Origin of the sequence: Corynebacterium sp. HMSC072A02 (assembly GCF_001810085.1) — a bacterium.
GTDB lineage: Bacteria > Actinomycetota > Actinomycetes > Mycobacteriales > Mycobacteriaceae > Corynebacterium > Corynebacterium hesseae.
This window is the reverse complement of the sequence record NZ_KV799862.1, coordinates 1-23,897: the sequence shown is the minus strand read 5'-3', so window position 1 is coordinate 23,897 and position 23,897 is coordinate 1. Positions and strand designations below refer to the sequence as shown.

The window sequence follows — 23,897 nt, the reverse complement described above, 5'->3', positions numbered from 1 at the left end:
TGAGCCTCGGGCTCATCCTTTTGTTAATCCACGTGCTGGTGCTTTGGTGCCACCACCAGTGGCTTCGGGGAGTATTTGCCGCGCAGTCCGCGAAGGATGCCGGCGTGCTCCCAGAGGCGCTTGTCTTCCTCGGTGCGGGGAGTGAATTGGCGGGCAGCTAGCGGCTGCCAGTCAGCGTCCATCGCCATGTAGGAGACGGTGGCGTGGATGGCGGTCTCCAGTTTTTCGCGGCCGCCGCGCGGGTTGCCTGAGCGCACGTGGACGGACATCTGCATCGAGCGGGTATCCGTGCGCATCATGCGGGCATCCACCTCGATGAGATCTCCAATGTGGATTGGCCGGTAGAAGCGGATTCCGCCGGCATAGACCGCGACGGTGTGCTCGCCGGACCACTCCATGGTGCAGGCAGCGCCCGCCTCATCAATCCATTCCATGGCGGTGCCGCCGTGGACGTTGCCGCCCCAGTTGACGTCGGTGGGCTTGGCCAAGAAGCGGTTGACCATGCGGGGAGCGTCGGACGGGCCGTCATAAGTCTGCTTTTCCATCTCCGCTTCGATGGCTTTGCGCAGCTCGATGCGGGACTCTGCAGCCTCCCATACGCGCTGGTGCTCAGTGGAATCCGGAACGAGCGGCGGAACGGCCATCGACTTTCCGGTCTCAGTGTCCTTGGCCACGAAGATGACGAGGCAGTCGCAGGCGCGTGTGAAGATGCCATCGCGCGGGTCAGCGGAGAGCACTTCGTTGACGATGTGCATGGAGGACCGCCCGGTCATCGCGATGCGCGAGCGTACCTCTACCAAGTGGCCCGAAGGGATCGGGCGCGTGAAGTGAATGTGGCCCACGTAGGCCGTCACGCAGTAGGTACCGGACCATTGAACCGCGCACGCATAGGCGGCCTTATCGATCCATTCCAAAACACGCCCGCCGCCGATGCCTTGGGCGCCGGCGATGGTGAGATCTGTCGGGGCGGCCATAAACCGCAGCGTGATGGAGGGGGACTTCCCAGTCGGGACAGGCTTCTTTTCTTCCGAGGAGCTTGGTGGCATGGTTGGTGACATGGATAACAAAGTATCAGGGAGTGTGCATAGCGTATGAAAAAGGCCGTTGATGCCGCCACCACCCGTGCCGCCGTCGAAGCGGTGGCGGAGTGGATCCGTGACCCTGAGAGGACCGAAAAACCAGGTCGCTCTGCTCTGGCGAAGGCCACCCGCACAACAGCCCGCCTGGTGGAGGCGGACGCGCCGGGACATTCCGTGGAGTTGCGGGTCCCCCCATTCGTGGCAGTCCAGTGCATCGCCGGTCCCCGCCATACCCGGGGTACCCCTCCGAATGTGGTGGAGATGGATCCCCTGACATGGCTGCAGCTGGCAACGGGAGTCATTGGCTGGGAGCAGGCGCTTAACGCCGGCCGCGTGGACGCCTCCGGATCCCGCTCCCACGACATTGCAGCCTGTTTGCCCGTGATTCCGTTAGTTTTCACAGGCCCAAACAGCTAGGATTGGCGCCGTGGTAGCTGAACACGTCCAGAGCATGACTAAGCCCTTGTCGACGGATCCCAGCCTGGATCCGGAACCCCGCGAAGAATGCGGAGTTTTCGGTGTTTGGGCACCAGGAGAAGAGGTTTCGAAGCTAACCTACTTCGGGCTTTTCGCCCTCCAACACCGCGGACAGGAGGCCGCCGGTATCGCGGTGGGCGATGATGATCGCATCGTCGTCTTTAAGGATATGGGCCTTGTCTCCAATGTCTTCGATGAATCCATCCTGAGCTCGCTGCATGGAAACGTGGCCGTCGGCCACACGCGTTATTCCACCGCAGGCGGCAAGGAATGGTCGAATGTGCAGCCGATGTTTGGGACGTCGCCCAGCGGCGTTGACATCGCGCTCGGCCACAACGGAAACCTAGTAAATTACCTGGAGCTGCGCGCAGAGGCCGTGCGGCGCGGGCTCATCAAGCCGCAGGAAGAGTCCGTCTCGGATTCCATGTGCCTGTCCATCTTGTTGGCGGACGGCGTCAACGAGGACAACACCGTCTTTGATTCGGCTCTGCAATTGTTGCCCACGGTGAAGGGCGCATACTGCCTGACCTTTACGGACGGGCACACTCTCTACGCCGCCCGCGATCCGCATGGCGTGCGCCCGCTTGCCCTCGGCCGCCTCACTACCGGCTGGGTGGTAGCCAGTGAGACCTGTGCGCTCGACATCGTCGGAGCGCAGTTTATCCGGGAGATCGAACCCGGCGAGCTCGTTGCCATCGATGAGACCGGAATCCGCTCCGAGCGCTTCGCCGAGACCAAGCGCCATGGTTGCGTCTTCGAATATGTCTATCTGGCTCGGCCCGATACGAATATCAAGGACCGTTCTGTCAACGCCACGCGCGTGGAAATTGGGCGTCGTCTAGCGCGCCAATACCCGGCACCCGATGCGGACATGGTGATCCCCGTTCCCGAGTCTGGCAACCCGGCTGCCGTCGGTTATGCTCGCGAATCCGGGCTGACCTTCGCACACGGCTTGGTGAAGAACTCCTATGTGGGCCGCACCTTCATCCAGCCCACGCAGTCCCAGCGCCAGATGGGCATTCGCCTCAAGCTCAACCCGCTGCGGGAGGTCATTGAAGGCAAGTCCATCGTCGTGGTGGATGATTCAATCGTGCGTGGTAACACGCAGCGCGCGCTGATCCGGATGTTGCGGGAAGCCGGTGCTGCCGAAGTCCACGTGCGCATCGCCTCCCCGCCGGTGAAGTGGCCGTGCTTCTACGGCATCGACTTCGCCTCCCCGGGCGAGCTCATTGCCAACGCCAACCCTTCCGATGATCCGGAAGAGGTAGCACAGACCATCTGCACCGCGATTGGTGCGGATTCGCTGGGATTTGTCTCCACCGATGAGATGGTGGCGGCTACTCAACAGCCGCGCAACGAACTGTGCTGCGCATGTTTCGACGGTAAGTACCCACTCGGACTGCCTGCCGGAAACCCCAATGCTGAGGCCGTGCGCACCCTGCAGGGCTCGACGACAACTAACGAATAAGGACTAAGTCACTCATGAGCGAGAACACGTATGCTGCCGCCGGCGTCAACATTGAGGAAGGCGACCGCGCAGTAGAGCTAATCACCCCCCACGCCAAGCGCGCCACCCGCCCCGAGGTTATGGGCGGGCTCGGCGGATTTGCCGGCCTATTCAAGCTGGGGGAGTACAAGGAACCGGTCCTTGCGGCTGGCTCTGATGGCGTAGGCACCAAGCTGGCTGTGGCCCAGGCCATGGACAAGCACGACACCATCGGCATCGACCTCGTCGCCATGTGCGTGGACGATCTTGTCGTGTGCGGCGCTGAGCCGCTCTTCCTGCAGGACTACATCGCCGTGGGCGAGGTAGTGCCGGAAAAGGTAGCGGAGATTGTTAAGGGCATTGCTGAGGGCTGCGTCCAGGCTGGTGCAGCGCTCCTCGGCGGCGAGACCGCCGAGCACCCAGGGGTGATGGGTAAGGATGAATACGATGTCTCCGCTACTGCGGTTGGCGTTGTAGAGGCTGATGAGCTGCTCGGCCCGGATAAGGTGCGCGAAGGCGACGTTCTCATCGCCATGAAGTCCTCCGGCCTGCACTCCAACGGTTACTCCTTGGCGCGCTACGTGCTCCTGGAGCAAGCGGGTCTGCCGCTCGACGGCTACATGGAAGACCTAGGCCGCACCCTCGGCGAGGAACTTCTGGAGCCTACCCGCATCTACGCCAAGGACTGTCTGGCGCTGACATCGGAGTGCGCGGTGTCTACCTTCTGCCACGTCACCGGAGGCGGCCTTGCCGGCAACCTGGAGCGCGTCATCCCGGAGGGCCTGAGCGCTGAGGTGAGCCGTTCGACGTGGACTCCGGGCCAGATCTTCAAGACCATTTCTTCGGTGGGCAAGGTTGCCCTCGAGGAGATGGAGAAGACCTTCAACATGGGCGTTGGCATGATCGCCGTCGTTGCGCCGGAGGATCGCGAGCGAGCATTGGCTATGATGACCGCCCGCCACGTGGAGGCGTGGGAACTGGGCACCGTTCGTGCTGCCGAAGAGGGCGAGCCGCGCGTTGTCATGACCGGCGAGCACCCAGGGTTCTAAGTCCTGAGAAAAGGAACAAGGCCGGAGGCGCTTCCCCTTAAGTAGAGGGGAGACGGCTCCGGCCTTTCGCTTAGGTGATGTACAGGGTGGGACAGTGACTCGCGCGCCTAGCGCGCGTCGGAATCATCCTCATCCCACTCATCCGAGTCCCAGCGATCTGCGTAGTCCTCGTAATCCGCGTACTCCGAGTATGGGTCTTCGTCCTCGTTGTGGGAACGCTTGGAGTTCTGTGAGGCGAGCTCACGCTGGAGCGAATCCAGATCCATCTCGGGCGAATTGTACTTCAGCTGGCGTGCAACTTTGGTCTGCTTTGCCTTTGCGCGTCCGCGTCCCATGTGCATGACCCCCTTGAGGTGTGTAGGGCGGTCCAGGGATTCTTGGCCGCCCCATCGTCTTAGTCAGATATGTGTATGTTCCTGTAAGACACCATAGCCTGTGTGAAGAAAAAATTCCGAACTACCCCCCAGTGGTGCGTGGAAAAGTGCGCTAGCCCGCGGCCAACGGGCAGTGTGCATTTCGCCACTATTTTCCGCGCAGCCGGTCCACAGCGGCGCGCCCGGCCTTGGGGCCCTCGTCGGCGGGAATGGAGTCCGGCTCGACCGATGCCGCCACTGGACCAATGCTCAGATCCCCGTGGTTGAGGGCGCTGCGTTTCACTAGACCAAGCGCGATGGGGCCATAATCGCAATCCTCTACCACGGTGCCGAGCTTGCCGACGCGCCGTCCCCCCAGCGAAATATCCGCCCCGCTTACGGGGAGCTCCGGAGCGGAGCCGTCGAGGTACAGCATGATCAACAGGCGTGGAGAGCGCCCGAGGTTCTCTACGCGCGCGACCGTCTCCTGCCCGCGATAGCAGCCCTTCTCCAAGTGGACGAACGCGGGGTTATCATCGCTGCGTCGGATCCACTGGGGAACCTCGTGGGCGATGGTTTTCGCATCGAGGTCAGCGGCCAATTCTGGTTCGCGTGCGCGCACTCGTTCGGCGGTATAGGCCATGAGCCCCGCTAATTTTCCGCCCTGCTTTTCCAACTCTGCGACTGCTGTCTCCAGCTCACCCCGCGGCACGAGGAAATCCTGGCGCGGGCAGCCCGGCCAGTGCACGCAGCGCTCCATCACGGCGCTGGAAGGCTTCTGTAGCGGCTTGCCCAGCACGGTGATGATCGCCGCGTCTGCTTCCTCCACGGTGACCTGGGACCAGAAAATCATGGCGGTGAGGAAGTCTCGCAAAGATTCGAACTGGGCCGGTGGCACATCGAGGTAGAAGGTTTCTCCGTCGAAGGACAGGTCGATGTGGTGTAGGACGTGGCCCTGCATGTCTAGATCAAGGGCGCCGGCAGAGAATCCGGCGTCCACGTCATCGAGCTTCTGGCTCAGGAGGTTGTGCAGGAAAGCCCGGGCATCGGGCCCGGAAACGGCAATGACCCGGCGTTGGGAACGGTCGATGATGGCGGAACCTGTCTCCACCGCGCGCTGCTCCACGAGGGGGTTGCCGTAGTGCCAGGGGATACCGGAGACGTCGACAAGCGTGGTGCCCTGGAACTCAGCGGCCCCGGGCCGGGAAAGAAGTGGCGAAGTATAACTCACGCCCTCCGATGGTAGGGCATAATCGGGTCTATGAGCCTTCAGCGTAGGAAAGAGCCGGTCATCTACGTCGTGGAACCGTTTGGGGGGTCGGTGCGGCGTCATATGCCGAACCTACCGTTGGTCTATTGGGACGATGCTGCGGTCACACGCGGTGACGGTATCTTCGAGTCCCTCCTCGTGCGTGACGGTAAGGCGGCCAACTTTCATCGCCACGCGGAGCGCTTCCGGCATTCCGCGAGTGCTCTCGATCTTCCGGAGCCGCCCATCCACAAGTGGAAAGAAGCCACCGAGCTGGCCATCGCGGACTATTGTGGTCCCGCCGCCGGGGAAGGCGAGGACGGTTTAGCGCGAGAGGCCAAGTGCACGTGGACCTATACCCGCGGGCGGGCCTCGACTGGGGTGCCCACGGCATGGGTGGTGGTTCAGGAGATTCCGGATGACGTTGTGGCGCAGCGTGATACCGGCGTCAAGGTGATGAGCACGCCGCGTCTGTGGCAGGTGGCGGAAGAGCTGCCGGCGAAGACGCTGAATTATGCGGCCACGATGGCCACGCTGCGCCTGGCCCGCGAGCGTGGATTTGATGATGTGATCTTTACCGATCCCGATACGGGGCTGGTCTTGGAAGGGGCCACCTCCACCGTGGTGGCGGTCAAGGGTACAAAGCTGCGCACCCCGGCGGGCAAGGGAATACTGCCTGGCACCACGCAAGCTGCGCTCTTTGAGTATGCCTCTGAACAGGGATATCGCTGCAAGGCGAAGGAGCTGAATCTGCGCTACCTCGAGGAGGCTGACTCAGTGTGGCTCGTCTCCTCGGTGCGCACTGCGGTGCGTGTGACGCGCCTGAATGAAAAGAAGCTCAAGGCGCCGGCGAACGCGGAGAAGATACGCGCGCTGATCGACGCCGCCCTGGCACGCTAACTTCGCCGCACTGCTAATTAGCCAGCCACACGGGTGAGCTCGGCGGACATGTAAGGGCGCATTTCGCCGTCGACAAGCCGCTCATCCACCCAGCCGAGGTTGTTGTTCGGCATGAGGCCATACATGCGCTTGCCGGGGCCGAGGTTGGCGGGGCCGGTTTCGGTGACCATCGTGGACGCAGACTCGAGCTGCCAGGCGCGCTCGTTAAACAGCGAACCATAGAAGATCTCGTTGATGCCGTTGGACGAGGTATAGGTCATCTCAATCTCGTCCTTGAGTGAGATGCGCCAGAACCCGGACTCGCGGACATCGGGGCCAACCGGGTTGCCCTCGGAATCAATCTTCCAGGTGCGGGACGTATAGGTCAGGTAGTTCTCACCGTCGTGGGCGATGATGAGCTGCTGGCCAAAGGCGTACTGTTCACCGTCGGTGCTGTGGGCTTGGCCTTCCCCTTGCCATACACCGACGAGGGGGAGAAGCCCGAGCAGACCATCGTGCAGCGACGGGCCCTGACGCAAGTTCGCCGTCTCATCCGGCAGGGGATTATCTGCTACATCAACGGTGGGAATGTTGCGGGAGGCTGCATCCTTCCATGCCTCCGCTGCCTGGTTGACGGCCGCGTTGCCGTCTACCTTGGTGTTCTCCGGGTGGGTGTTTTCCGTGTTTTTCTCGCTATTTGTCTGTTCGCTCATGCTGCCCCAGCGTAGTCGTGGCAGCGCCGCGGAAACCACTAGGCTCCAGTAGTCTAGGGAGCCATGCGCGCTTTGCTGATTTCAAACCCTAATTCTACGAGCCAGAATGCGGCTCTCTTCCGAGAGGTTTTGCCCGTCATTCGGGAGGTGGATGGGTTGCAGCTGCTCGCTCGCTTCACGCACTACCCGGGCCACGCGGAAGACATGGTGCGCGGTATGACGCGGGAGGACTTTGACGTCATCCTGGTCTTCGGCGGCGATGGCACGGTCAATGAGATCGTCAACGGGTTGCTCGGCCCGGCGAATTCCGCACAGCGTCCTAGCCCCCAGGAGATCCCGGCGCTAGCGGTGATCCCTACTGGTTCAGCAAACGTCTTCGTCCGCGCCCTTGGTTTCCCCAATACCCCTGTCGAGGCGGCGCACGTGCTGGCCCGGATGCTGGAGCGAAATACCCGCCGCACCGTGTCGTTGGGTATGTGGAATGACCGGTGGTTTGCGGTCAATGCTGGTTTCGGGCTGGATGCAGACGTGCTGGCTCGCGTGGACCGTGCACGGGAGATGGGCTTTTCAGCCACCCCGCTGCGCTACCTGGCGGTGGCCTTTCAGGCCTATCAGCGCGCCCGCATCCGCCCACCGCGCATTAATGTGCGTGCGCGCTCGAGCTCGGGCGAAACCTTCGCGGCCGATGACGTTCCCGTCATGTTCACCTCCAACACCAACCCGTGGACCTTCCTGGGACCGCTGCCGGTGGTGACCAATCCGCGCAATTCCTTCGATCAGGGGCTTGGCCTTTTTGGCGTGTCGGATCTTGGCGGGATTGATGGTCTCGTGGGCGTTCTCCACCTGTTCGGCGTGGATCACCGTCACTGGTTGAATAAGGTCACGGATGCCCGCACGCTGCATTTTGAGGATGCCGTTGAGGTGGACTTGGTCTGCCCTAAGCCGCACCGCTTCCAAGCGGACGGGGAGTCGGAAGGCACCTTTACGGAGGTGCACTTGGAGTCGGAAGCAGACGCGCTGGAAGTCTTTGCTCCCATCGACCCGGCACCGCCCATTCACCGCAGCTTCCGCCGAGTCCTGCGAGATCTCATCCGTATTAAGTAGCCGGCGGTAGCAAAAGCCTGCGGTGCGGGTACCGCTGGTGCACCGTCGGCTTAGTTTTGCCTATTTTGACGCCAACTCGGCGGCGTCGTCGGCGCGCTGCCCACTTCGTTGGCGGTGTCTTGCGCTTTTTGCGCGGCATCCTCGACGGCCTTCTCCTCCGAACCATCGATCTCCAGCGGGGAGAGTTGTGCTGTTTTTAGCGTGATATTGCGTCGCTGTACCTCGAAGGTGATGGAGCCGCCGTGTAGTTTCACGGAGGTGGCTTGAGAAGGCAACGGGAGTTGGCGCGTGTCCAAGACCAGGCCGAAGGCCTTTTTCAAGCGTTCGTCATCAGTCCCGTAGACACTCATGCGAAACTCTGGGCCGACGAGGCGCAGCGTCACCGTCGCGGTGGACTTGGTGGTATCCCCCGGCAGCGTGCCAGTGAGCTCAGCCTCGGCGGAGGGCCCGCCGGTGGGGGACATATTATCGGGGTTGGCAATGGAGAGGTCAGTAATACCCAGCATGCGGCCCAAGGCCACTCCGTCGAGGCTGATGCTGCGCGTATAGGTGGATACCGGTGAGCCTTCCAGTTCGCCGCTGAAGAGTTGTTCGGGGTTAATTGTGATGTCGCGCAGTGTTGTGGAGGCATTGACCATGCCGAGTTTCGGAACTTCCACGTCGGAGGAGTTGACCTCCAGGTATGGAATCTCTTTGGTTAGCGCGGCAAGGGAGAAGGGGACGCCGCCGATGTAGACATTCGGGGTGTTTTCCAATTGGGAGCTGGCTTTGGCTTTCTGGGCCACGGTGTGTTCTGCGTGCATCGCCACCGCTGAATCCGCCAGCCATGCTGTCAGGGCCACACCCGCAACGGCGGCAAGGCGTACGGCAGTGCGGTTGAGGTAGATGACAGTCACCCCTCTATTACTACCGCACGTAGGGTGGGAAGCATGAATATTGAGACCAAGACTCTGCCACTGAACCCAGATGTGGCCCAGCGCGTGGAGGAGCTGGCCACTGCTGCTGAAGCTCACGACGGCTTTGCGCCCCTCTCCGAGCAGTTTCTTTTAGGGCTCAGGGATGAACGCCTTGGGCACCATCATCTTCTCGCAATTGAAGATGGTGCGGTAGCTGGCGTGGCTGCCCTCGATGGGCAGACTGTAGAGCTCTTTGTTGGCGTGGAACACCGTGGGCGAGGGGTAGGGCAGGCGCTTGTCGACGCCCTCCCAACCTCCCCCCAAATCTGGGCCCATGGCAATCTTCCCGCTGCGCAAGCGCTGGCGAAGCGCAACGAGATGGACGTCGTCAGGCGCCTGCTTGTCATGGCGATTGAGGGGAAGGACTTGCGCGCGGCCGAGGAAGCGCCGGCAACGGTTGATGGCCTAGAGATTCAGACCTACGCCGAGTCAGTGGAGCGCTTCGGGCGCGAGCACGTCGAGGCGGAATGGGTACGCACCAATAACGAAGCCTTCTCCTGGCATCCGGAGCAAGGAGGCTGGGATCTGGAGCGCCTGCACCGCGGGATGGAGGCAGAGTGGTTCGATCCGGCCGACGTGCTTTTCCTGTGGGATTCTCCGAATGACTCCCACAGCCACCCGGTAATGGCTGGCTTCCACTGGCTGAAGTGGCACGACGAGGCTACCCCAGCCTTCGGTGAGGTCTATGTTGTGGGATTGGGTGAGGACTATCGCGGGCGCGGGCTCGGTGGACCGCTGCTGAGCGCTGGGCTGCAGCGCATGGCGGCTAAAGGTGCGGACAAGGTCATCTTGTATGTCGAGGCTGATAACGCTCCGGCGGTAAAGGCCTACGAGCGTTTGGGCTTTGGCATCGCTGAGGAACACTGCGTCTGGGCGAAAAGTGACTAGCCTCACCGGCTTTTGGTACAAGTTCACCGATTGTTCATCTCTTGATCCCTGTGGGGTTAACCCGCCCTGTATAGCTTTACAACACGTGAGTTAATCGCGCTCGTCTCAAGAAGATCGCTCAAAGAAGAGTAGAGGGCGATTTGCTCGGACAATCATTCTCTTGTATCCGCACCGGAAAGGTTTCCCGTGATCCGCAACTTCAAGCGCACCGCCGCTATCTTCGGCATCGTCGCCGCCACCTCCACCGCTCTCGTTGCCTGCTCTGAGTCCAACGAATCTGGCTCCGCTGAAGGCGGCTCCGATGGGGCAGAGGTTTCCGGCGACCTCTCTGGTGAGGGCGCATCCTCCCAAAAGTCCGCTATGTCCGTCTTTGAGAAGGCATTCCTGGAGGCATACCCGGATGCTAACTTCTCCTACACTTCTTCCGGCTCCGGCGCTGGTGTGAAGGCTTTCAACGGCGGCACCGTTGACTTCGCCGGTTCTGACTCCGCTCTGAAGGAAGATAAGGGCGAGGTTGAGGCCGCCAAGGAGCGTTGCGGTGGCAACGACGCATGGCACCTGCCGACGACCATTGGCCCCGTCGCCATCGCCTACAACCTGGGTGACACCGAGGTCAACCTCTCCACCGAAACCCTCGCCAAGATCTTCAAGGGCGAGATCACCAAGTGGAACGATGACGCCATCAAGGCTGAGAACGAGGGCACCGACCTTCCGGACAAGAACATCACCGTTATCTTCCGCTCTGATGAGTCCGGTACCTCCGATAACTTCCAGAAGTTCCTGAAGTCCGCTACCGGCAACTGGGACAGCGAAGGCAAGCAGTTCCCGGATTCTGTTGGTGAGGGTGCTAACGGTTCCTCCGGTGTGGCTGACCAGGTTGCCTCCATCGAGGGCGCCATCACCTACGTTGAGGCTGGCTACGCTCACCAGAAGGAAGCCGATGGCGTCAAGATTGCCAAGATTGACTTCGGCAACGGCCCGGTTGAGCTCAGCTCTGAGTCCGTCGGTGTCGCTCTCGACCACCTCGCTTTCAAGGAGACCAACTCCGAGCACGACATGGTCGTTGACTCCGACAAGCTCTTTGCTTCCAAGGATGAGGGCGCTTACCCGCTCATCCTGACCACCTACAACATCGTCTGCTCCGCTGGCTACGACGAGGAGACCTCCGCTCTGGTGAAGGCCTTCTTTAACACCGTCCTGGACAATCAGTCCGAGGAGCTGGAGAAGGCAGGCTTCATCCCGGTTTCCGGTGACCACCTGGAGCGCCTGAAGGCAGCCGTCGAGGCTATCCAGTAAGAGCGCGTTACTACGCGGGTTTCTTTGAACCCCCGTAGCGTCCGTTTGAACACACACTTCCGCCCCCAACCCGCCCTTCACGAGCGCTTTGGGGGCGGCAGCATGTCCCGTATTTTCATTGTTTCCGTTGAAAAGGATTCCCTAGTCTCATGGCAGACAACAATCTCACCACAGCGTCGTCCGTGAAGGAGGATGCCGTTTCAGCGACCCGCCCTAGCGCGCATGCGTCCGAGGCGGACGCCACCTCTACGCCCGCCGTCAAGTCCGGTGTGAAGCGCCCTGGTGATCGCATTTTTGAATTCTTGTCCACTGCGTCCGCAACGCTGATCACGGTGATGATCGCTGCCATCGCGGCCTTCCTGATCTGGCGTGCGGTTCCTTCTCTGTCCGTCAATGAGGGTGGCATTCTGGGCTTCTTCACCTACGGTGACCGTTGGGAGACCAACGACACCGATGCTATGAAGTTCGGTATCCCGACCATGTTCGGCCACACCGTCTTGATTTCCATCGTGGCTCTCATCATTGCGATGCCGGTCGCGCTCGGTATTGCCATCTTCCTGTCCAACTACGCGCCGGCCAAGCTGGTCAAGCCGTTGGGATTCTTGGTAGACATGCTCGCCGCCGTGCCATCCATCGTGTACGGCCTGTGGGGCTGGCAGGTGCTCGGCCCTGCGCTGTCCGGCTTCTACACCTGGCTGCACTCCTGGGCTGGTGGCTTCTTCCTCTTCACGGTGTACGACAACTCCCCGAACTTTGCGACGGGCCGCAACGTCCTCACCGGTGGCATTGTTCTGGCGGTGATGATCCTGCCGATCATCGCTGCCACCGCCCGCGAGGTCTTTGTGCAGACCCCTCCCGGTCAGATCGAGTCCGCCTTGGCACTCGGCGCCACCCGCTGGGAAGTTATCCGCATGACGGTCCTTCCTTTCGGCATGTCCGGCTACATCGCCGGCTCCATGCTGGGTCTGGGCCGTGCGCTGGGTGAGACCATGGCGCTGTACATGGTTGTCTCCCCGCTGGTGGACTTCCGCTTCTCGCTGTTCGACGGCGGTACCACCTTCGCAACGGCCATCGCCTTGGCGGCTGCTGAGTTCGGTAATGAGATGCGTGCCGGTGCGTATATCGCCGCAGGCCTCATGCTGTTCCTTCTGACCTTCTTGGTCAACGCTATTGCCCGCTCCATCGTGAAGAGCAAGTAAGGAGGGCTCAGAGATGACTACGACTACAACTTCCAACTCTGTCCCGGCATCTTCCGGCCCGACCTTCCTGGATATCTCCTCGAGCCGAAAGACCACCAATACTGTTGCCACCGTTCTCGTGTGGGCAACGATGATCATCGCCATGATTCCGCTGCTGTGGGTTCTCTTCGAGCTCATTTCTCGCGGTTCGGGCGCTATCCTGAACCCCGAATGGTGGACCCACTCCCAACGCGGAATCCTTGATACCGAGGCCGGCGGCGGTGCGCTCCACGCTATTATCGGTACCTTTGTGCAGACCGTCATCGCGACCGTCATTTCCGTTCCGATCGGCATCTTCACCGCGATTTACCTGGTGGAGTACTCCCGCGGTGGAACGCTCAGCCGCCTTACCACTTTCATGGTGGACATCCTCTCCGGTGTGCCTTCCATTGTTGCGGCCCTGTTCATCTTCGCCATGTGGATTACTCTGTTCGGCTTCAAGCGTTCCGGTATGGCGGTGGCGCTATCGCTTGTGCTCCTGATGATTCCGATTGTGGTCCGCAATACCGAAGAGATGCTCCGCGTGGTCCCGATGGATCTGCGTGAGGCTTCCTATGCTCTCGGTGTGCCGAAGTGGAAGACCATCGCACGCATCGTTCTGCCGACCGCACTGTCCGGCATCGTCACCGGCATCATGCTGGCCGTGGCCCGCATCATGGGTGAGTCCGCGCCGGTGCTGGTGTTGGTGGGCTCCACCTCCTCCATCAACTGGGACGCACTCAAGGGTGCGCAGTCCTCGTTGCCGTTGATGATGCTGGATATGTACAAGTCCGGCGCTGATCCGGCCGTCCTGGACAAGCTGTGGGGTGCCGCCCTTACGTTGGTTCTCCTCATCGCGATTCTCAACATTGGCGCGCGCATCGTTTCGGCGAAGTTCTCCGTCAAGAAGTAACCGTATTCACTTTCTACCTACCCCATAGGAGCACTACTCATGTCCAAGCTTGAGCTCAACGACGTGAACATCTACTACGGTGACTTCCACGCCGTACAGAACGTCAACATGCAGATCCCGGCGAAGGCCGTGACTGCCTTCATCGGCCCTTCCGGCTGTGGTAAGTCCACAGTCCTGCGCACCCTGAACCGCATGCACGAGGTCATCCCTGGTGCTTATGTCAAGGGTGAGATTCTCCTGGACGGCCAGAACATCTACGGGCCCAAGGTCGATCCGGTGTCCGTTCGCAATACCATCGGCATGGTCTTCCAGAAGGCCAACCCGTTCCCGACGATGTCCATTGAGGATAACGTTGTTGCCGGCCTGAAGCTGTCCGGCGAGAAGAACAAGAAGAAGCTGAAAGAGGTCGCCGAGAAGTCCTTGCGCGGCGCCAACCTTTGGGATGAGGTTAAGGACCGCCTGGACAAGCCGGGCGGCGGCCTGTCCGGCGGCCAGCAGCAGCGTCTGTGCATTGCTCGCGCGATTGCCGTGGAGCCGGAAGTCCTGCTCATGGACGAGCCCTGCTCGGCGCTCGACCCGATTTCCACCTTGGCCGTGGAGGACCTGATCCATGAGCTGAAGGAAAACTTCACTATCGTTATCGTTACCCACAACATGCAGCAGGCAGCCCGCGTGTCGGACAAGACCGGCTTCTTCTCCCTGGAAGCCACCGGCCGTCCTGGCCACCTGGTGGAGTTCGATGACACCACGAAGATCTTCGAAAACCCCGCAAAAAAGGATACCGAGGATTACATTTCTGGCCGCTTCGGCTAAACACTGACAGCGCCGAAAGCCGGCATTTCTTCTAAAGGTCTAGAAGAGGTGCCGGCTTTGTGCATGCACTGTGCGCTAGGTGTGGCGAGCGGTAGGGGCTAGCGGTGAAACTGGCGCTCCAGCTCCGCCATGCGGGCCTCCAGCTCTGCCTCTCGTTGCTCCTGATCGCGCTTGCGCATGTAGCGGTCGGGGTCCAAGCCCGTTGCCAGGTAAATGATGCGGCCGGCAGCTGCTGCGCAATGATCGGCGAAACGCTCGTAGTAGCGCGAAAGCTGCGAGGTTTCCACGGCCTGGCGCACCGTTCCTTTCCACTCCCGCTGCGTCAACATACGAAGCAGGTGTTGGTTGATGTCATCGACGGCGTCGTCGTCCTCGGTCAAACGGAGCGCCAGCTCCGGATCGCGGGTGATGAGGATGTCTTTGAGGCCTGAGGACATGTCGAGAACGAGACGTGTGTATTCCTCGAAATAGCCCATAATGTCTGACGGAACAACTGATTCAGGGTGGCGGCGGCGGGCGCTGGTGGCAATGTGCTGAGACAAGCGGCCCATGCGGTAAAAGTCTTCCACAATATAGATGGAAGCGATGACCTGGCGCAGATCCTTGGCCATCGGGTTTTCCAAGGCCAGAAGGGACACCGCACGGTCTTCGCAGCGCGAGCGGACTTCATCCAACTCATCGCGCAACGACAGGGCCTCCTCAGCTGATTGCAGGGAGGATTCGATTAATGCCTGAGAGGCAAGAGTCATCAGCTTATGAACCGCAGTGCTCATGATGATGAGGTCATGGGCAAAGTTGTCCAACTGTTCACGGTAGGCAGCGCGCATGTCACGTACTTTAGCTGAACAATTGGTCTAGTGCCTGTCGAGCGACACAAAAGGGGACTTTCGTGGCTAGCCGCCGGAATGCATAATCTCCGCGCCTTCCGGAACGGTTGCGTCCTCCGGATCGTCGAGCCACCCCTCGGGAAGGACCACCTTGGCGGGGGAACCCTGGCGGCCGCGGGCGCCATCGGCGTCGTCGGCAAGCGCAGGCGAATCAGCCCACGGCTCGAGCAGCTCCCGGAGAGCGTCGAGGGAGTTCACGCGGGACAGGCCAGCACGGACCTGACCTCCCACGGGAAAACCGCGTAGGTACCAGCCGATGTGCTTGCGGATATCGCGGCTGGCCTGGTCCTCGCCCTCGTGCTGCGCCAGCAGTTCTGCGTGGCGAATCATAATCTGCGTGACCTCACCCAACGTGGGCTCGGCCGGCACCGGCTCGCCACGAAGGTGGGCGGAGAGCTCCGCGAAGAGCCAAGGACGACCCAGACAACCTCGTCCCACGACGACGCCGTCGCAGCCCGTTTGTTCCATCATGGCGCGGGCATCCGTGGCCTTGAAGATATCGCCGTTACCCAAGACAGGGATACCGGTATGGGCCAAGTGCTCCTTAAGGCGCGCAATTTCATTCCAGTCCGCATGGCCCGAGTAGCGTTGCGCGGCGGTACGGCCGTGGAGCGCGACTGCCGACGCCCCTTCTTCCACCGCAATGCGGCCGGCGTCGAGGTGCGTGTGGTGATCCTCGTCGATGCCCACGCGCATTTTCACGGTGACCGGGATATCGGTGCCCTCTGTGGCCTTGACCGCTGCGGCGACGATGTTGCCAAAGAGGCGGCGCTTATAGGGGAGTGCGGAGCCTCCGCCGCGGCGCGTGACCTTGGGAACCGGGCAGCCAAAGTTCATATCGATGTGGTCAGCCAGATTCTCATCCACGATCATCTTCGCCGCCTTGTAGGTGTACTCCGGATCGACGGTGTACAGCTGCAGCGAGCGCGGATTCTCCTGTGGATCGAAAGTGGTCATGTGCAGCGTCTTGGGATTTCGCTCTACCAAGGCGCGGGCGGTAACCATTTCGCAGACATAAAGGCCGGAGACGGTGCCGGTCTTCGCTATCTCTTGCTCGCGACACAGCACGCGAAAGGCCACGTTGGTCACGCCCGCCATGGGGGCGAGGACAACGGGGGAGTTGAGCTGGATTTTTCCGATAGCAAGAGTCACGCCGCCAATTGTGCGCGGAAAGAGCCTGGGGTGGCAAATTCTCACGAGGAAAGTGAGGGGTGCACACAGTTTGGGGCAGAGTGCGGTAAATCCTCCACCGATTCGCTAGTGTGGTGCATGTAACTAACAGGAAAGGACCGTAACGTAGGTCGTTTCTGCACATAAAAGGAGGACTAATGTCTGAGAGAATTGCATACGCACCGTTTGAGAAGCTCGTGATGAGCGCTGACGAGGCCGCAAAGTTCGTCAACCACGGTGACCGTGTGGGAATCTCCGGCTTTACCGGCGCTGGCTACCCTAAGGCGTTGCCGACTGCCATCGCGGAGAAGGCGAAGGCAGCTCATGAGGCGGGCGAGGAGTTCAAGATCGATGTTTTCTCCGGTGCCTCTACCGCTCCGGACTGTGATGGTGTGTTGGCTGAGGCAGACGCCATCCGCTTCCGCTCTCCGTATAACTCTGACCCGGTTTTGCGCGGCCGCTTCAACGACGGCTCCGCCCTGTACCAGGACATCCACCTCTCGCACTCTGGCCAGCAGGTGGAAGAGGGCTTCTACGGTGACTTCCAGGTAGCCATTATTGAGGCCGTTCGTATTGACGAGAACGGAAATATCGTTCCGTCCTCCGCTGTGGGCAACAACCTCGAATACATCGATGCCGCCGACAAGATCATCATTGAGATCAACGAGTGGCAGTCCCTCAACCTCGAGGGCATGCACGATATCTACAAGATCGAGAAGCTGCCGAACCGCCAGCCAATCCCGATTACCAAGCCGGCTGACCGCGTCGGTACCACCTACATCGAGATTCCGGAGGAGAAGGTCGTGGCTGTGGTCAAGACCAATGCCCCGGACCGCAACGCTCCGTTCAAGGCCCCGGATGAGGTTTCTGAGAAGATTGCTGCGAACTTCATCGAGTTCCTCGAGGGTGAGGTTGCTGCCGGCCGCCTAGAGTATGACAAGTTCATCATGCAGTCCGGTGTGGGCAACGTCCCGAACGCCGTGATGGCAGGCCTGTTGGACTCCAAGTTCGAAAACATTCAGGCCTATACCGAGGTTATCCAGGACGGCATGTTGGATCTTATCGACGCCGGCAAGATGACCGTCGCCTCCGCAACCTCCTTCGCCCTGTCCCCGGAGTACGCGGACAAGATGAACGCTGAGGCTGATCGCTACGCCAAGCACATCATCCTGCGCCCGCAGCAGGTATCCAACCACCCGGAGGTTATTCGCCGCGTGGGCCTGATTTCTTCCAACGGCATGATTGAAGGCGATATCTACGGCAACATCAACTCCACCAACGTCTCCGGCTCCCGCATCATGAACGGTACTGGCGGCTCGGGTGACTTCACCCGTAACGCCTACATCTCCACCTTCGTCTCCCCGTCGGTGGCCAAGGGCGGCGCTATCTCCGCCATCGTGCCTTTCGTTTCTCACACCGACCACACCGAGCACGACACCATGGTCATCATCACCGAGTATGGCGTTGCGGACCTGCGCGGTTTGGCCCCGAAGGAGCGCGTGGAGAAGGTCATCGCCGTGGCTCACCCGGACTACCGCCCGATGCTGGAGGAGTACTTCGAGCGCGCCAAGGCTAACAAGTTCCAGCACACCCCGCACGATCTGAAGACCGCCTTCGATTTCCAGGTGAACTTCATGGAGAAGGGTGACATGCGCGGCTAAGTCTTAGACCCGCAAGGTTGTGGCCCTTACCACTGAAGGTGAGGGCCATTTCCTTTTCTTTGGTGCCACCGGCTAGGATAGGTGAGCGTTGGGCCTTTAGCTCAGTTGGTAGAGCTACGGACTTTTAATCCGCAGGTCGTGGGTTCGATCCCCACAGGGCCCACAAAAAGAGCCGCCTTCGGGCGGCTCTTTTTTGTTTTGGGGCCCAAGCGCAGGGCTGGGTTCAGGGCTAGCTCTTAACGAGCTTCCTGATGGCCCGCATGGCCTCCTCGAGCTTCTCTGTGGCTACTTGCCCGTCTTCGGCGGCTGCTCCCGCCACACAGTGTTCTATGTGGTCCTCCAAGAGTGCTAGGGAAACGTTCTCGAGCGCTGAAGTAACCGCTGAGATCTGCGTGATGATGTCGATGCAGTATTGGTCCTCCGCGATCATGCGGTGGATGCCTCGGGTTTGGCCTTCGATGCGCTTGAGGCGAGCCAAGTACTTTGCTTTCTGCTCATCATTGGAGTTGTAGCCGTGCACACCCGGCTCGTGACAGGAACAGGTATCCCGCTGGTCAGCCATGGTTTTCTGCCTTTCTGCCAGGACGATTTGGTTAAGTGAGGATGTCTCCAGTATATTTTTACAAAGTTGCCTCAAGGCAACGGGCCCCCATCGTCTAGCGGCCTAGGACACCGCCCTTTCACGGCGGCGGCACGGGTTCGAATCCCGTTGGGGGTACCAACACTTTTGTGTTGGTGCACAAGAAAATACTTATGGCCCTGTGGCGCAGTTGGTTAGCGCGCCGCCCTGTCACGGCGGAGGTCGCGGGTTCAAGTCCCGTCAGGGTCGCCATATTTCAGCCTCGGAGCATTGTTTATAGAACATATGCCTCGGGGCTTGTGTCGTTTTATGGTGGTGTGTGGAGGCTCCTGCAACGTCGCAAATGGCGCATAGATCTGTATAGGTCTAGGCGCTGTGGTGACAGTGTGTATTGAGGGGCTGCATCACCGTGAAAACGGTGAATGACATGCTGATTTGGTGTGCTTATCTAGCTTTGTGTAGAGTACTTATTCGTGCCCAGCGCACAACAGATAATTGAAAATGGCCCTGTGGCGCAGTTGGTTAGCGCGCCGCCCTGTCACGGCGGAGGTCGCGGGTTCAAGTCCCGTCAGGGTCGCCGAAGTCCTTGTGGCTTCTGGCCAGATAGCTCAGTCGGTAGAGCACACGCCTGAAAAGTGTGGGGTCGCCAGTTCGATCCTGGCTCTGGCCACAAGACAGCCCCTTCCATTGGAAGGGGCTTTTTTGTTGCTCTTTTTGGTTTAATGGGCGGCATGACTACTTCAGTTGCGCACCAAACCGATCAATCCCGTTTCGTCATCACCGTTGATGGGGAAGAAGCAGGCTTCGCCGAATACAGTGATTCCGCTACCACACGCGAATTCACGCACACGGAAATCTTCGAGTCATTTCAGGGCCAAGGGCTGCCCAAGCCGCTTATTAAAGCGGCACTGGATGATGACTCAACGGCCGGCCGCCAAGTCATTCCAACGTGCAGCGCCGTGGCGCGCTTCATTGAGAAGAATCCCGATTACCAGCGGCTGACTGCCCGTGAAGGCAGCCTTTAAAGGCACGGTCTTTTAGATGTAGTAGTCCGGGTCCACCAGCTTGATGCGCTCATCCTTCTTGCGCGGGCGGTTGGTGGCCGGGATACCGATGGCAATGTGCTCCGGTGGCACGTCCTTTGTCACCACGGCGTTGGCACCGACAGCGGAGCCGTGGCCGATGGTAATCGGGCCGAGCACTTTGGCGCCCGCGCCAATGGTGACGTTGTCCTCAATTGTTGGGTGGCGCTTAGTCTGTGTCAGCACCTGACCACCGAGCGTGACGCCGTGGTAAAGCATGACGCCATCGCCAATTTCGGCGGTTTCACCGATGACGATCCCCATGCCGTGGTCAATGAAGAAGCGCCGGCCAATGGTAGCGCCGGGGTGAATCTCGATTCCGGTGAAGAAGCGGTTAAGCTGCGCCAAAATACGGGCTGGCCCACGCCATCCACGTTTCCACATGCGGTGGGCGATTCGGTGCGCCCAAATGGCGTGAAGGCCGGAGTAGACCACGGCATTTTCGACGTCGCCGCGCGCGGCCGGATCATGCTCGCGCGCGTTGGCGAGGTCTTCACGAATCATCTTCAAGATGTGCATGCGAACCATCCTATCTAGAAAGAAAAAGCGCCCCCTAGCACAGAGGGCGCTTTTATTCGGAGGGCTTTCCACGGCGCCGTGCTTGGCGACGTCCCGTGGAAAGCCACGTTAGCGTTTTCCTTAGGCCTCGCGAATGTCCTCGAAGAGGATGGTGGAGACATAGCGCTCACCGAAGTCCGGGGCGACGACGACGATGGTCTTGCCCTTGAACTCTTCGCGCGCAGCCAGCTTGAGTGCCGCAGAGACGTTGGCACCGGAGGAAATGCCGACGAGCAGTCCTTCTTCGGTGGCCAGCTTGCGTGCGGTGGAGACGGATTCCTCGGTGGTTGCGGTGAGCACCTCGTTGAGGATCTCGCGGTCCAGAACCTCTGGGACAAAGTTGGCGCCGATGCCCTGGATCTTGTGGGGGCCAGCGTGTCCCTCGGAGAGGACGGGGGAGTCGGCGGGCTCAACGGCGACCAGGTAGGTGTCGGGGTTCTGGGAACGCAGGTAGCGGCCCACACCGGTGACGGTGCCGCCGGTGCCGACGCCAGCGACGAAAGCGTCGACCTTGCCCTCAGCGTCGTCCCAGATCTCGCGGCCCGTGGTTGCCTCGTGAATCTTCGGGTTTGCCTCGTTGGCGAACTGGGAGGCCAGGATGGCGTTGGGGGTCTCAGCGATAATTTCGTTGGCCTTCTCGACAGCACCCTTCATGCCGGCAGCGCCCGGGGTGAGCACGATTTCAGCACCATAAGCGCGCAACAAAACCTTGCGCTCGTTGGACATGGTCTCCGGCATGGTGAGGATGACCTTGTAACCCTGGGCGGCACCGACGAGTGCCAAGCCGATGCCGGTGTTGCCGGAGGTGGCCTCAACGATGGTGCCGCCTGGCTTTAGCTCGCCGGATTCTACGGCGGTGTCGACGATCGCCTTGGCAATGCGATCCTTGACGGAATTAGCGGGGTTGAAAGACTCAACCTTCACCAGTACCTCGGCGCCGAGGCCTTCGGTCAGGCGGTTGAGGCGGACAAGCGGGGTACCGCCGATGGTGTCGAGAATATTGTTGTATACAGCCACGATGTGGACTCCTTGAAGATAAGTTCTGATGTACAGCAGACACTCTACACCGTGGCAATAGACCAAGTGGTATATAGATTCTGAACAGATCATTCGGGCATGGCATGTGGGATTTGAGGCGTCTCATGAGGGCGAGGCGTGATTTAGAATTACCCCCGTCGGCCGGTTATACTTCGCAAATAGTGTTCGCCTACCCCCGTTTCAGGCGGGAAATGTGGGTGCACCTGCTGGTTACCCCCGAGTAAGAGAGAGTCTCATGGAGCCGCACCGACTCAAGGATGACGACGAAGCCGTACGCGCAGCGCTCTCGTCACTAAAGACCGCAACGGGAATCCCCGTCACGATGTACGGGACCTTGCTGCCGGACAATCGCCTGCAGATTACCCAGTGGGTAGGGCTGCGGACCCCGGCCTTGCAGAATTTGGTGATTGACGCGAACGTGGGCGTCGGCGGGCGCGTTGTCAGCACTCGCCGCGCGGTTGGTGTGTCCGACTACACTCGTGCCACCACAATTAGCCATGAGAATGATCGCCATATCCAGGATGAGGGACTGCATTCGATCGTGGCGGTGCCGGTCACCGTTCAGCGTGAAATCCGCGGTGTCCTCTATGTTGGTGTCCATTCGCCGGTGCGCTTGGGTGACAAGGTAATCGAGGAAGTCACCATGACTGCTCGGTGCCTCGAGCAGGATCTGGCCGTTAATTCCGCGTTGCGTCGTGCCGACGGAGGCAAGGGCGGCGCTGCTCGCGGTCACGTGATGAACGGGGCTGAGTGGGAGCAGGTGCGCTCAACGCACTCCAAGCTCCGCATGTTGGCTAACCGAGTCAACGATGAAGACCTCCGTAAGGAACTAGAGGCTCTTTGCGACCAGATGGTCTCCCCGGTGCGCGTTAAGCAGTCCACCAAGCTTTCTGCTCGCGAGCTGGATGTTCTTTCCTGCGTGGCATTGGGGCATACCAATGTCGAGGCGGCCGAGGAAATGGGTATTGGCGCCGAAACGGTGAAGTCCTATTTGCGCTCTGTCATGCGCAAACTGGGTGCACATACTCGCTATGAGGCGGTTAATGCGGCCCGTCGTATAGGCGCGTTGCCCTGATCGTAGGTAAGTTGGGTGGGCGTGAAAGACCAATTTATTGTCTCCGGTGGGGCGCGCCTGCAGGGCACCGTCAAGGTGGACGGTGCCAAGAACAGTGTGCTGAAGCTGATGGCTGCGGCACTGTTGGCGGAGGGCACCACCACGCTGACCAACTGTCCTAAAATCCTTGATGTTCCACTGATGCGAAAGGTCCTTGAAGGCCTTGGCTGTTCAGTGGAAATCGATGGCCACACCGTGCAGATCACCACGCCGGCCACGTTGCATTCCAATGCAGACTTCGATGCGGTGCGCCAATTTCGCGCGTCGGTGTGTGTATTGGGGCCGCTGACGGCGCGTTGTGGTCACGCAAAGGTAGCTTTGCCAGGTGGCGACGCCATTGGTTCCCGCCCACTGGACATGCACCAATCTGGGCTAGAGAAGATGGGCGCTAGCACGCGCATCGAACACGGCGCCGTTGTAGCAGAGGCGGATCAACTCCATGGCGCGAACATCAAGCTCGATTTTCCCTCGGTAGGCGCTACCGAAAATATTCTTACTGCTGCAGTCCTTGCGGATGGCGAAACCCAACTCCACAATGCGGCCCGCGAACCGGAAATTGTGGACCTGTGCACGATGCTCAAGGAAATGGGCGCCGACATCTCTGGGGAGGGGACATCCACCATCACCATTCGGGGAGTGGACAAGCTGCAACCGACGGAGCACGAGGTTATCGGTGACCGTATTGTTGCGGGTACGTGGGCATATGCTGCCGTAATGACTCGCGGGGATATCACGGTGGGCGGTATTGCTCCCAAGCACCTGCCCCTGCCGTTGGAGAAGCTTAAGTCCGCCGGTGCGGATATCGAGGACTATGTCAATGGTTTCCGCGTGCGCATGGACCGGCGTCCAACTGCTGTGGACTACCAAACGCTGCCGTACCCCGGCTTCCCCACGGATCTTCAGCCGATTGCCATCGGGCTCTCCGCGGTCGCGGAAGGTACATCCATCATCACGGAAAATGTCTTTGAGTCTCGTTTCCGGTTCGTCGATGAGATGCTCCGCCTTGGCGCTGATGCCCAGGTGGATGGACACCACGTAGTTATCCGCGGTCAAGAGCGCCTGTCCTCGACGCATGTCTGGAGCTCCGATATCCGCGCAGGTGCCGGATTGGTCCTCTCCGCTTTGTGTGCGGATGAGACGACCACCGTGCACGATGTCTTTCACATCGACCGCGGCTATCCCAACTTTGTGGAGAACCTGCAGGCCTTGGGCGCCACCATCGAGCGCACTCAAGAGGAGGAGCTCTACTAAGGAGCATTGCTTGGCGACGTCCCTATGTGGCGCACCTTTTCGGTGTGTCACCTGGGGATTTGTTGTTTGTTGGGGGTGTGCGTA

24 protein-coding genes and 5 tRNA genes are annotated in these 23,897 nt (G+C 60.4%); 19 read left to right on the top strand and 10 right to left on the bottom strand.

Translation table 11 applies throughout. The features are described 5' to 3' along the window. Positions 1-23 precede the first annotated feature (23 nt). Positions 24-1,058, bottom strand: a complete 1,035-nt coding sequence (locus tag HMPREF2698_RS09410) for an acyl-CoA thioesterase (protein WP_070522918.1) — start codon at positions 1,056-1,058, stop codon at positions 24-26. Between the two features lie 33 nt (positions 1,059-1,091). Here HMPREF2698_RS09410 and HMPREF2698_RS09405 point away from each other — a divergent pair, with 33 nt between their 5' ends. Genes HMPREF2698_RS09405 through purM form a run of 3 tightly spaced genes read left to right on the top strand, consistent with a single transcriptional unit; the run spans position 1,092 to position 4,091 of the window. Then, the gene (locus tag HMPREF2698_RS09405) at positions 1,092-1,496 is read left to right on the top strand and encodes a sterol carrier family protein (RefSeq protein WP_070522921.1); all 405 of its coding nucleotides are present in this window, start codon (positions 1,092-1,094) and stop codon (positions 1,494-1,496) included. Between the two features lie 34 nt (positions 1,497-1,530). After that, positions 1,531-3,024 (top strand): amidophosphoribosyltransferase, encoded by a 1,494-nt coding sequence (gene purF / locus HMPREF2698_RS09400; RefSeq protein ID WP_198531011.1) that lies wholly within the window; start codon positions 1,531-1,533, stop codon positions 3,022-3,024. A 14-nt stretch (positions 3,025-3,038) separates the two neighbouring features. After that, positions 3,039-4,091: a phosphoribosylformylglycinamidine cyclo-ligase gene (purM, locus tag HMPREF2698_RS09395; protein ID WP_070522927.1), complete on the top strand. Its 1,053-nt coding sequence runs from the start codon at positions 3,039-3,041 to the stop codon at positions 4,089-4,091. 107 nt (positions 4,092-4,198) lie between these two features. Here the strand turns inward: purM and HMPREF2698_RS09390 are convergent, their stop codons facing one another. Both HMPREF2698_RS09390 and HMPREF2698_RS09385 read right to left on the bottom strand, forming a co-directional pair. Continuing rightward, entirely contained in the window at positions 4,199-4,426 is a 228-nt protein-coding gene (locus tag HMPREF2698_RS09390) for a DUF3073 domain-containing protein (protein WP_070522931.1), read from the bottom strand. Between the two features lie 187 nt (positions 4,427-4,613). Next, the gene (locus HMPREF2698_RS09385) at positions 4,614-5,675 is read right to left on the bottom strand and encodes a CAF17-like 4Fe-4S cluster assembly/insertion protein YgfZ (protein ID WP_070563997.1); all 1,062 of its coding nucleotides are present in this window, start codon (positions 5,673-5,675) and stop codon (positions 4,614-4,616) included. Positions 5,676-5,705: 30 nt separating this feature from the next. On the opposite strand from HMPREF2698_RS09385, the gene HMPREF2698_RS09380 reads away from it, so the two are divergent. After that, positions 5,706-6,593: an aminodeoxychorismate lyase gene (locus HMPREF2698_RS09380; protein WP_070563994.1), complete on the top strand. Its 888-nt coding sequence runs from the start codon at positions 5,706-5,708 to the stop codon at positions 6,591-6,593. Between the two features lie 17 nt (positions 6,594-6,610). Here HMPREF2698_RS09380 and HMPREF2698_RS09375 read toward each other — a convergent pair whose 3' ends face one another. Beyond that, a complete protein-coding gene (locus HMPREF2698_RS09375) occupies positions 6,611-7,285 on the bottom strand; it encodes a heme-binding beta-barrel domain-containing protein (RefSeq protein WP_070522940.1) in 675 nt (224 codons plus the stop codon). A 63-nt stretch (positions 7,286-7,348) separates the two neighbouring features. Between HMPREF2698_RS09375 and HMPREF2698_RS09370 the strand changes: the two genes are divergently transcribed. Further along, positions 7,349-8,389, top strand: a complete 1,041-nt coding sequence (locus tag HMPREF2698_RS09370; RefSeq protein ID WP_070532383.1) for a diacylglycerol/lipid kinase family protein — start codon at positions 7,349-7,351, stop codon at positions 8,387-8,389. Positions 8,390-8,439: 50 nt separating this feature from the next. Here HMPREF2698_RS09370 and HMPREF2698_RS09365 read toward each other — a convergent pair whose 3' ends face one another. Continuing rightward, on the bottom strand, positions 8,440-9,285 hold the full coding sequence (locus HMPREF2698_RS09365) for an LmeA family phospholipid-binding protein (protein WP_070522947.1): 846 nt from the start codon (positions 9,283-9,285) through the stop codon (positions 8,440-8,442). A 33-nt stretch (positions 9,286-9,318) separates the two neighbouring features. Between HMPREF2698_RS09365 and mshD the strand changes: the two genes are divergently transcribed. The 5 genes from mshD to pstB all read left to right on the top strand — a co-directional run bounded on the left by mshD (position 9,319) and on the right by pstB (position 14,472). Next, positions 9,319-10,233, top strand: a complete 915-nt coding sequence (gene mshD, locus HMPREF2698_RS09360) for a mycothiol synthase (RefSeq protein ID WP_070522950.1) — start codon at positions 9,319-9,321, stop codon at positions 10,231-10,233. Positions 10,234-10,419: 186 nt separating this feature from the next. Continuing rightward, positions 10,420-11,529 (top strand): phosphate ABC transporter substrate-binding protein PstS, encoded by a 1,110-nt coding sequence (gene pstS, locus HMPREF2698_RS09355; protein WP_070522954.1) that lies wholly within the window; start codon positions 10,420-10,422, stop codon positions 11,527-11,529. A gap of 149 nt (positions 11,530-11,678) precedes the next feature. Then, complete coding sequence (gene pstC / locus HMPREF2698_RS09350) at positions 11,679-12,728, top strand: phosphate ABC transporter permease subunit PstC (RefSeq protein WP_070563992.1); 1,050 nt, start codon at positions 11,679-11,681, stop codon at positions 12,726-12,728. Positions 12,729-12,741: 13 nt separating this feature from the next. After that, positions 12,742-13,659, top strand: coding sequence for a phosphate ABC transporter permease PstA (gene pstA / locus HMPREF2698_RS09345; RefSeq protein WP_070563989.1), 918 nt, complete (start codon positions 12,742-12,744; stop codon positions 13,657-13,659). A gap of 39 nt (positions 13,660-13,698) precedes the next feature. Continuing rightward, complete coding sequence (pstB, locus tag HMPREF2698_RS09340) at positions 13,699-14,472, top strand: phosphate ABC transporter ATP-binding protein PstB (RefSeq protein WP_070532392.1); 774 nt, start codon at positions 13,699-13,701, stop codon at positions 14,470-14,472. A gap of 98 nt (positions 14,473-14,570) precedes the next feature. On the opposite strand, the gene phoU is transcribed toward pstB, so the two are convergent. Further along, complete coding sequence (gene phoU, locus HMPREF2698_RS09335) at positions 14,571-15,299, bottom strand: phosphate signaling complex protein PhoU (RefSeq protein WP_070563986.1); 729 nt, start codon at positions 15,297-15,299, stop codon at positions 14,571-14,573. 66 nt (positions 15,300-15,365) lie between these two features. Next, positions 15,366-16,511 carry a tRNA dihydrouridine synthase DusB gene (gene dusB / locus HMPREF2698_RS09330; protein WP_070522970.1) on the bottom strand — a complete coding sequence of 382 codons (1,146 nt, stop codon included), beginning with the start codon at positions 16,509-16,511 and terminating at the stop codon, positions 15,366-15,368. A 176-nt stretch (positions 16,512-16,687) separates the two neighbouring features. On the opposite strand from dusB, the gene HMPREF2698_RS09325 reads away from it, so the two are divergent. Together HMPREF2698_RS09325 and HMPREF2698_RS09320 are read left to right on the top strand one after the other, a co-directional pair. Further along, positions 16,688-18,190: an acetyl-CoA hydrolase/transferase family protein gene (locus HMPREF2698_RS09325; protein ID WP_070522973.1), complete on the top strand. Its 1,503-nt coding sequence runs from the start codon at positions 16,688-16,690 to the stop codon at positions 18,188-18,190. Between the two features lie 90 nt (positions 18,191-18,280). Beyond that, a tRNA-Lys gene (locus HMPREF2698_RS09320) sits at positions 18,281-18,353 on the top strand. Between the two features lie 66 nt (positions 18,354-18,419). Here HMPREF2698_RS09320 and HMPREF2698_RS09315 read toward each other — a convergent pair. Next, a complete protein-coding gene (locus tag HMPREF2698_RS09315; RefSeq protein ID WP_070563984.1) occupies positions 18,420-18,752 on the bottom strand; it encodes a metal-sensitive transcriptional regulator in 333 nt (110 codons plus the stop codon). Between the two features lie 83 nt (positions 18,753-18,835). On the opposite strand from HMPREF2698_RS09315, the gene HMPREF2698_RS09310 reads away from it, so the two are divergent. The 5 genes from HMPREF2698_RS09310 to HMPREF2698_RS09290 all read left to right on the top strand — a co-directional run bounded on the left by HMPREF2698_RS09310 (position 18,836) and on the right by HMPREF2698_RS09290 (position 19,795). Further along, positions 18,836-18,911: transfer RNA gene (locus HMPREF2698_RS09310), tRNA-Glu, on the top strand. Positions 18,912-18,945: 34 nt separating this feature from the next. Beyond that, a tRNA-Asp gene (locus tag HMPREF2698_RS09305) sits at positions 18,946-19,022 on the top strand. A 251-nt stretch (positions 19,023-19,273) separates the two neighbouring features. Then, positions 19,274-19,347, top strand: a tRNA-Asp gene (locus tag HMPREF2698_RS09300). Between the two features lie 20 nt (positions 19,348-19,367). After that, a tRNA-Phe gene (locus HMPREF2698_RS09295) sits at positions 19,368-19,440 on the top strand. A gap of 52 nt (positions 19,441-19,492) precedes the next feature. Then, on the top strand, positions 19,493-19,795 hold the full coding sequence (locus tag HMPREF2698_RS09290; RefSeq protein WP_070563982.1) for a GNAT family N-acetyltransferase: 303 nt from the start codon (positions 19,493-19,495) through the stop codon (positions 19,793-19,795). Positions 19,796-19,807: 12 nt separating this feature from the next. On the opposite strand, the gene epsC is transcribed toward HMPREF2698_RS09290, so the two are convergent. Continuing rightward, on the bottom strand, positions 19,808-20,371 hold the full coding sequence (gene epsC / locus HMPREF2698_RS09285) for a serine O-acetyltransferase EpsC (protein WP_070532406.1): 564 nt from the start codon (positions 20,369-20,371) through the stop codon (positions 19,808-19,810). A 120-nt stretch (positions 20,372-20,491) separates the two neighbouring features. Further along, positions 20,492-21,427, bottom strand: coding sequence for a cysteine synthase A (gene cysK / locus HMPREF2698_RS09280; protein ID WP_070563979.1), 936 nt, complete (start codon positions 21,425-21,427; stop codon positions 20,492-20,494). Positions 21,428-21,683: 256 nt separating this feature from the next. Between cysK and ramA the strand changes: the two genes are divergently transcribed. Both ramA and murA read left to right on the top strand, forming a co-directional pair. After that, positions 21,684-22,523 carry an acetate metabolism transcriptional regulator RamA gene (gene ramA, locus HMPREF2698_RS09275; RefSeq protein ID WP_070522991.1) on the top strand — a complete coding sequence of 280 codons (840 nt, stop codon included), beginning with the start codon at positions 21,684-21,686 and terminating at the stop codon, positions 22,521-22,523. 21 nt (positions 22,524-22,544) lie between these two features. Beyond that, positions 22,545-23,813, top strand: a complete 1,269-nt coding sequence (gene murA / locus HMPREF2698_RS09270; protein ID WP_070564217.1) for a UDP-N-acetylglucosamine 1-carboxyvinyltransferase — start codon at positions 22,545-22,547, stop codon at positions 23,811-23,813. The last annotated feature ends 84 nt before the right edge of the window (positions 23,814-23,897 follow it).

Bases quoted from the DNA above. Each gene is read 5' to 3' on its own strand.
- HMPREF2698_RS09410 (WP_070522918.1), bottom strand. From the start codon at position 1,058: ATGTCACCAACCATGCCACCAAGCTCCTCGGAAGAAAAGAAGCCTGTC.
- HMPREF2698_RS09405 (WP_070522921.1), top strand. From the start codon at position 1,092: ATGAAAAAGGCCGTTGATGCCGCCACCACCCGTGCCGCCGTCGAAGCG.
- purF (WP_198531011.1), top strand. From the start codon at position 1,531: ATGACTAAGCCCTTGTCGACGGATCCCAGCCTGGATCCGGAACCCCGC.
- purM (WP_070522927.1), top strand. From the start codon at position 3,039: ATGAGCGAGAACACGTATGCTGCCGCCGGCGTCAACATTGAGGAAGGC.
- HMPREF2698_RS09390 (WP_070522931.1), bottom strand. From the start codon at position 4,426: ATGGGACGCGGACGCGCAAAGGCAAAGCAGACCAAAGTTGCACGCCAG.
- HMPREF2698_RS09380 (WP_070563994.1), top strand. From the start codon at position 5,706: ATGAGCCTTCAGCGTAGGAAAGAGCCGGTCATCTACGTCGTGGAACCG.
- HMPREF2698_RS09375 (WP_070522940.1), bottom strand. From the start codon at position 7,285: ATGAGCGAACAGACAAATAGCGAGAAAAACACGGAAAACACCCACCCG.
- HMPREF2698_RS09370 (WP_070532383.1), top strand. From the start codon at position 7,349: ATGCGCGCTTTGCTGATTTCAAACCCTAATTCTACGAGCCAGAATGCG.
- mshD (WP_070522950.1), top strand. From the start codon at position 9,319: ATGAATATTGAGACCAAGACTCTGCCACTGAACCCAGATGTGGCCCAG.
- pstC (WP_070563992.1), top strand. From the start codon at position 11,679: ATGGCAGACAACAATCTCACCACAGCGTCGTCCGTGAAGGAGGATGCC.
- pstA (WP_070563989.1), top strand. From the start codon at position 12,742: ATGACTACGACTACAACTTCCAACTCTGTCCCGGCATCTTCCGGCCCG.
- pstB (WP_070532392.1), top strand. From the start codon at position 13,699: ATGTCCAAGCTTGAGCTCAACGACGTGAACATCTACTACGGTGACTTC.
- phoU (WP_070563986.1), bottom strand. From the start codon at position 15,299: ATGCGCGCTGCCTACCGTGAACAGTTGGACAACTTTGCCCATGACCTC.
- HMPREF2698_RS09325 (WP_070522973.1), top strand. From the start codon at position 16,688: ATGTCTGAGAGAATTGCATACGCACCGTTTGAGAAGCTCGTGATGAGC.
- HMPREF2698_RS09315 (WP_070563984.1), bottom strand. From the start codon at position 18,752: ATGGCTGACCAGCGGGATACCTGTTCCTGTCACGAGCCGGGTGTGCAC.
- HMPREF2698_RS09290 (WP_070563982.1), top strand. From the start codon at position 19,493: ATGGGCGGCATGACTACTTCAGTTGCGCACCAAACCGATCAATCCCGT.
- epsC (WP_070532406.1), bottom strand. From the start codon at position 20,371: ATGCACATCTTGAAGATGATTCGTGAAGACCTCGCCAACGCGCGCGAG.
- ramA (WP_070522991.1), top strand. From the start codon at position 21,684: ATGGAGCCGCACCGACTCAAGGATGACGACGAAGCCGTACGCGCAGCG.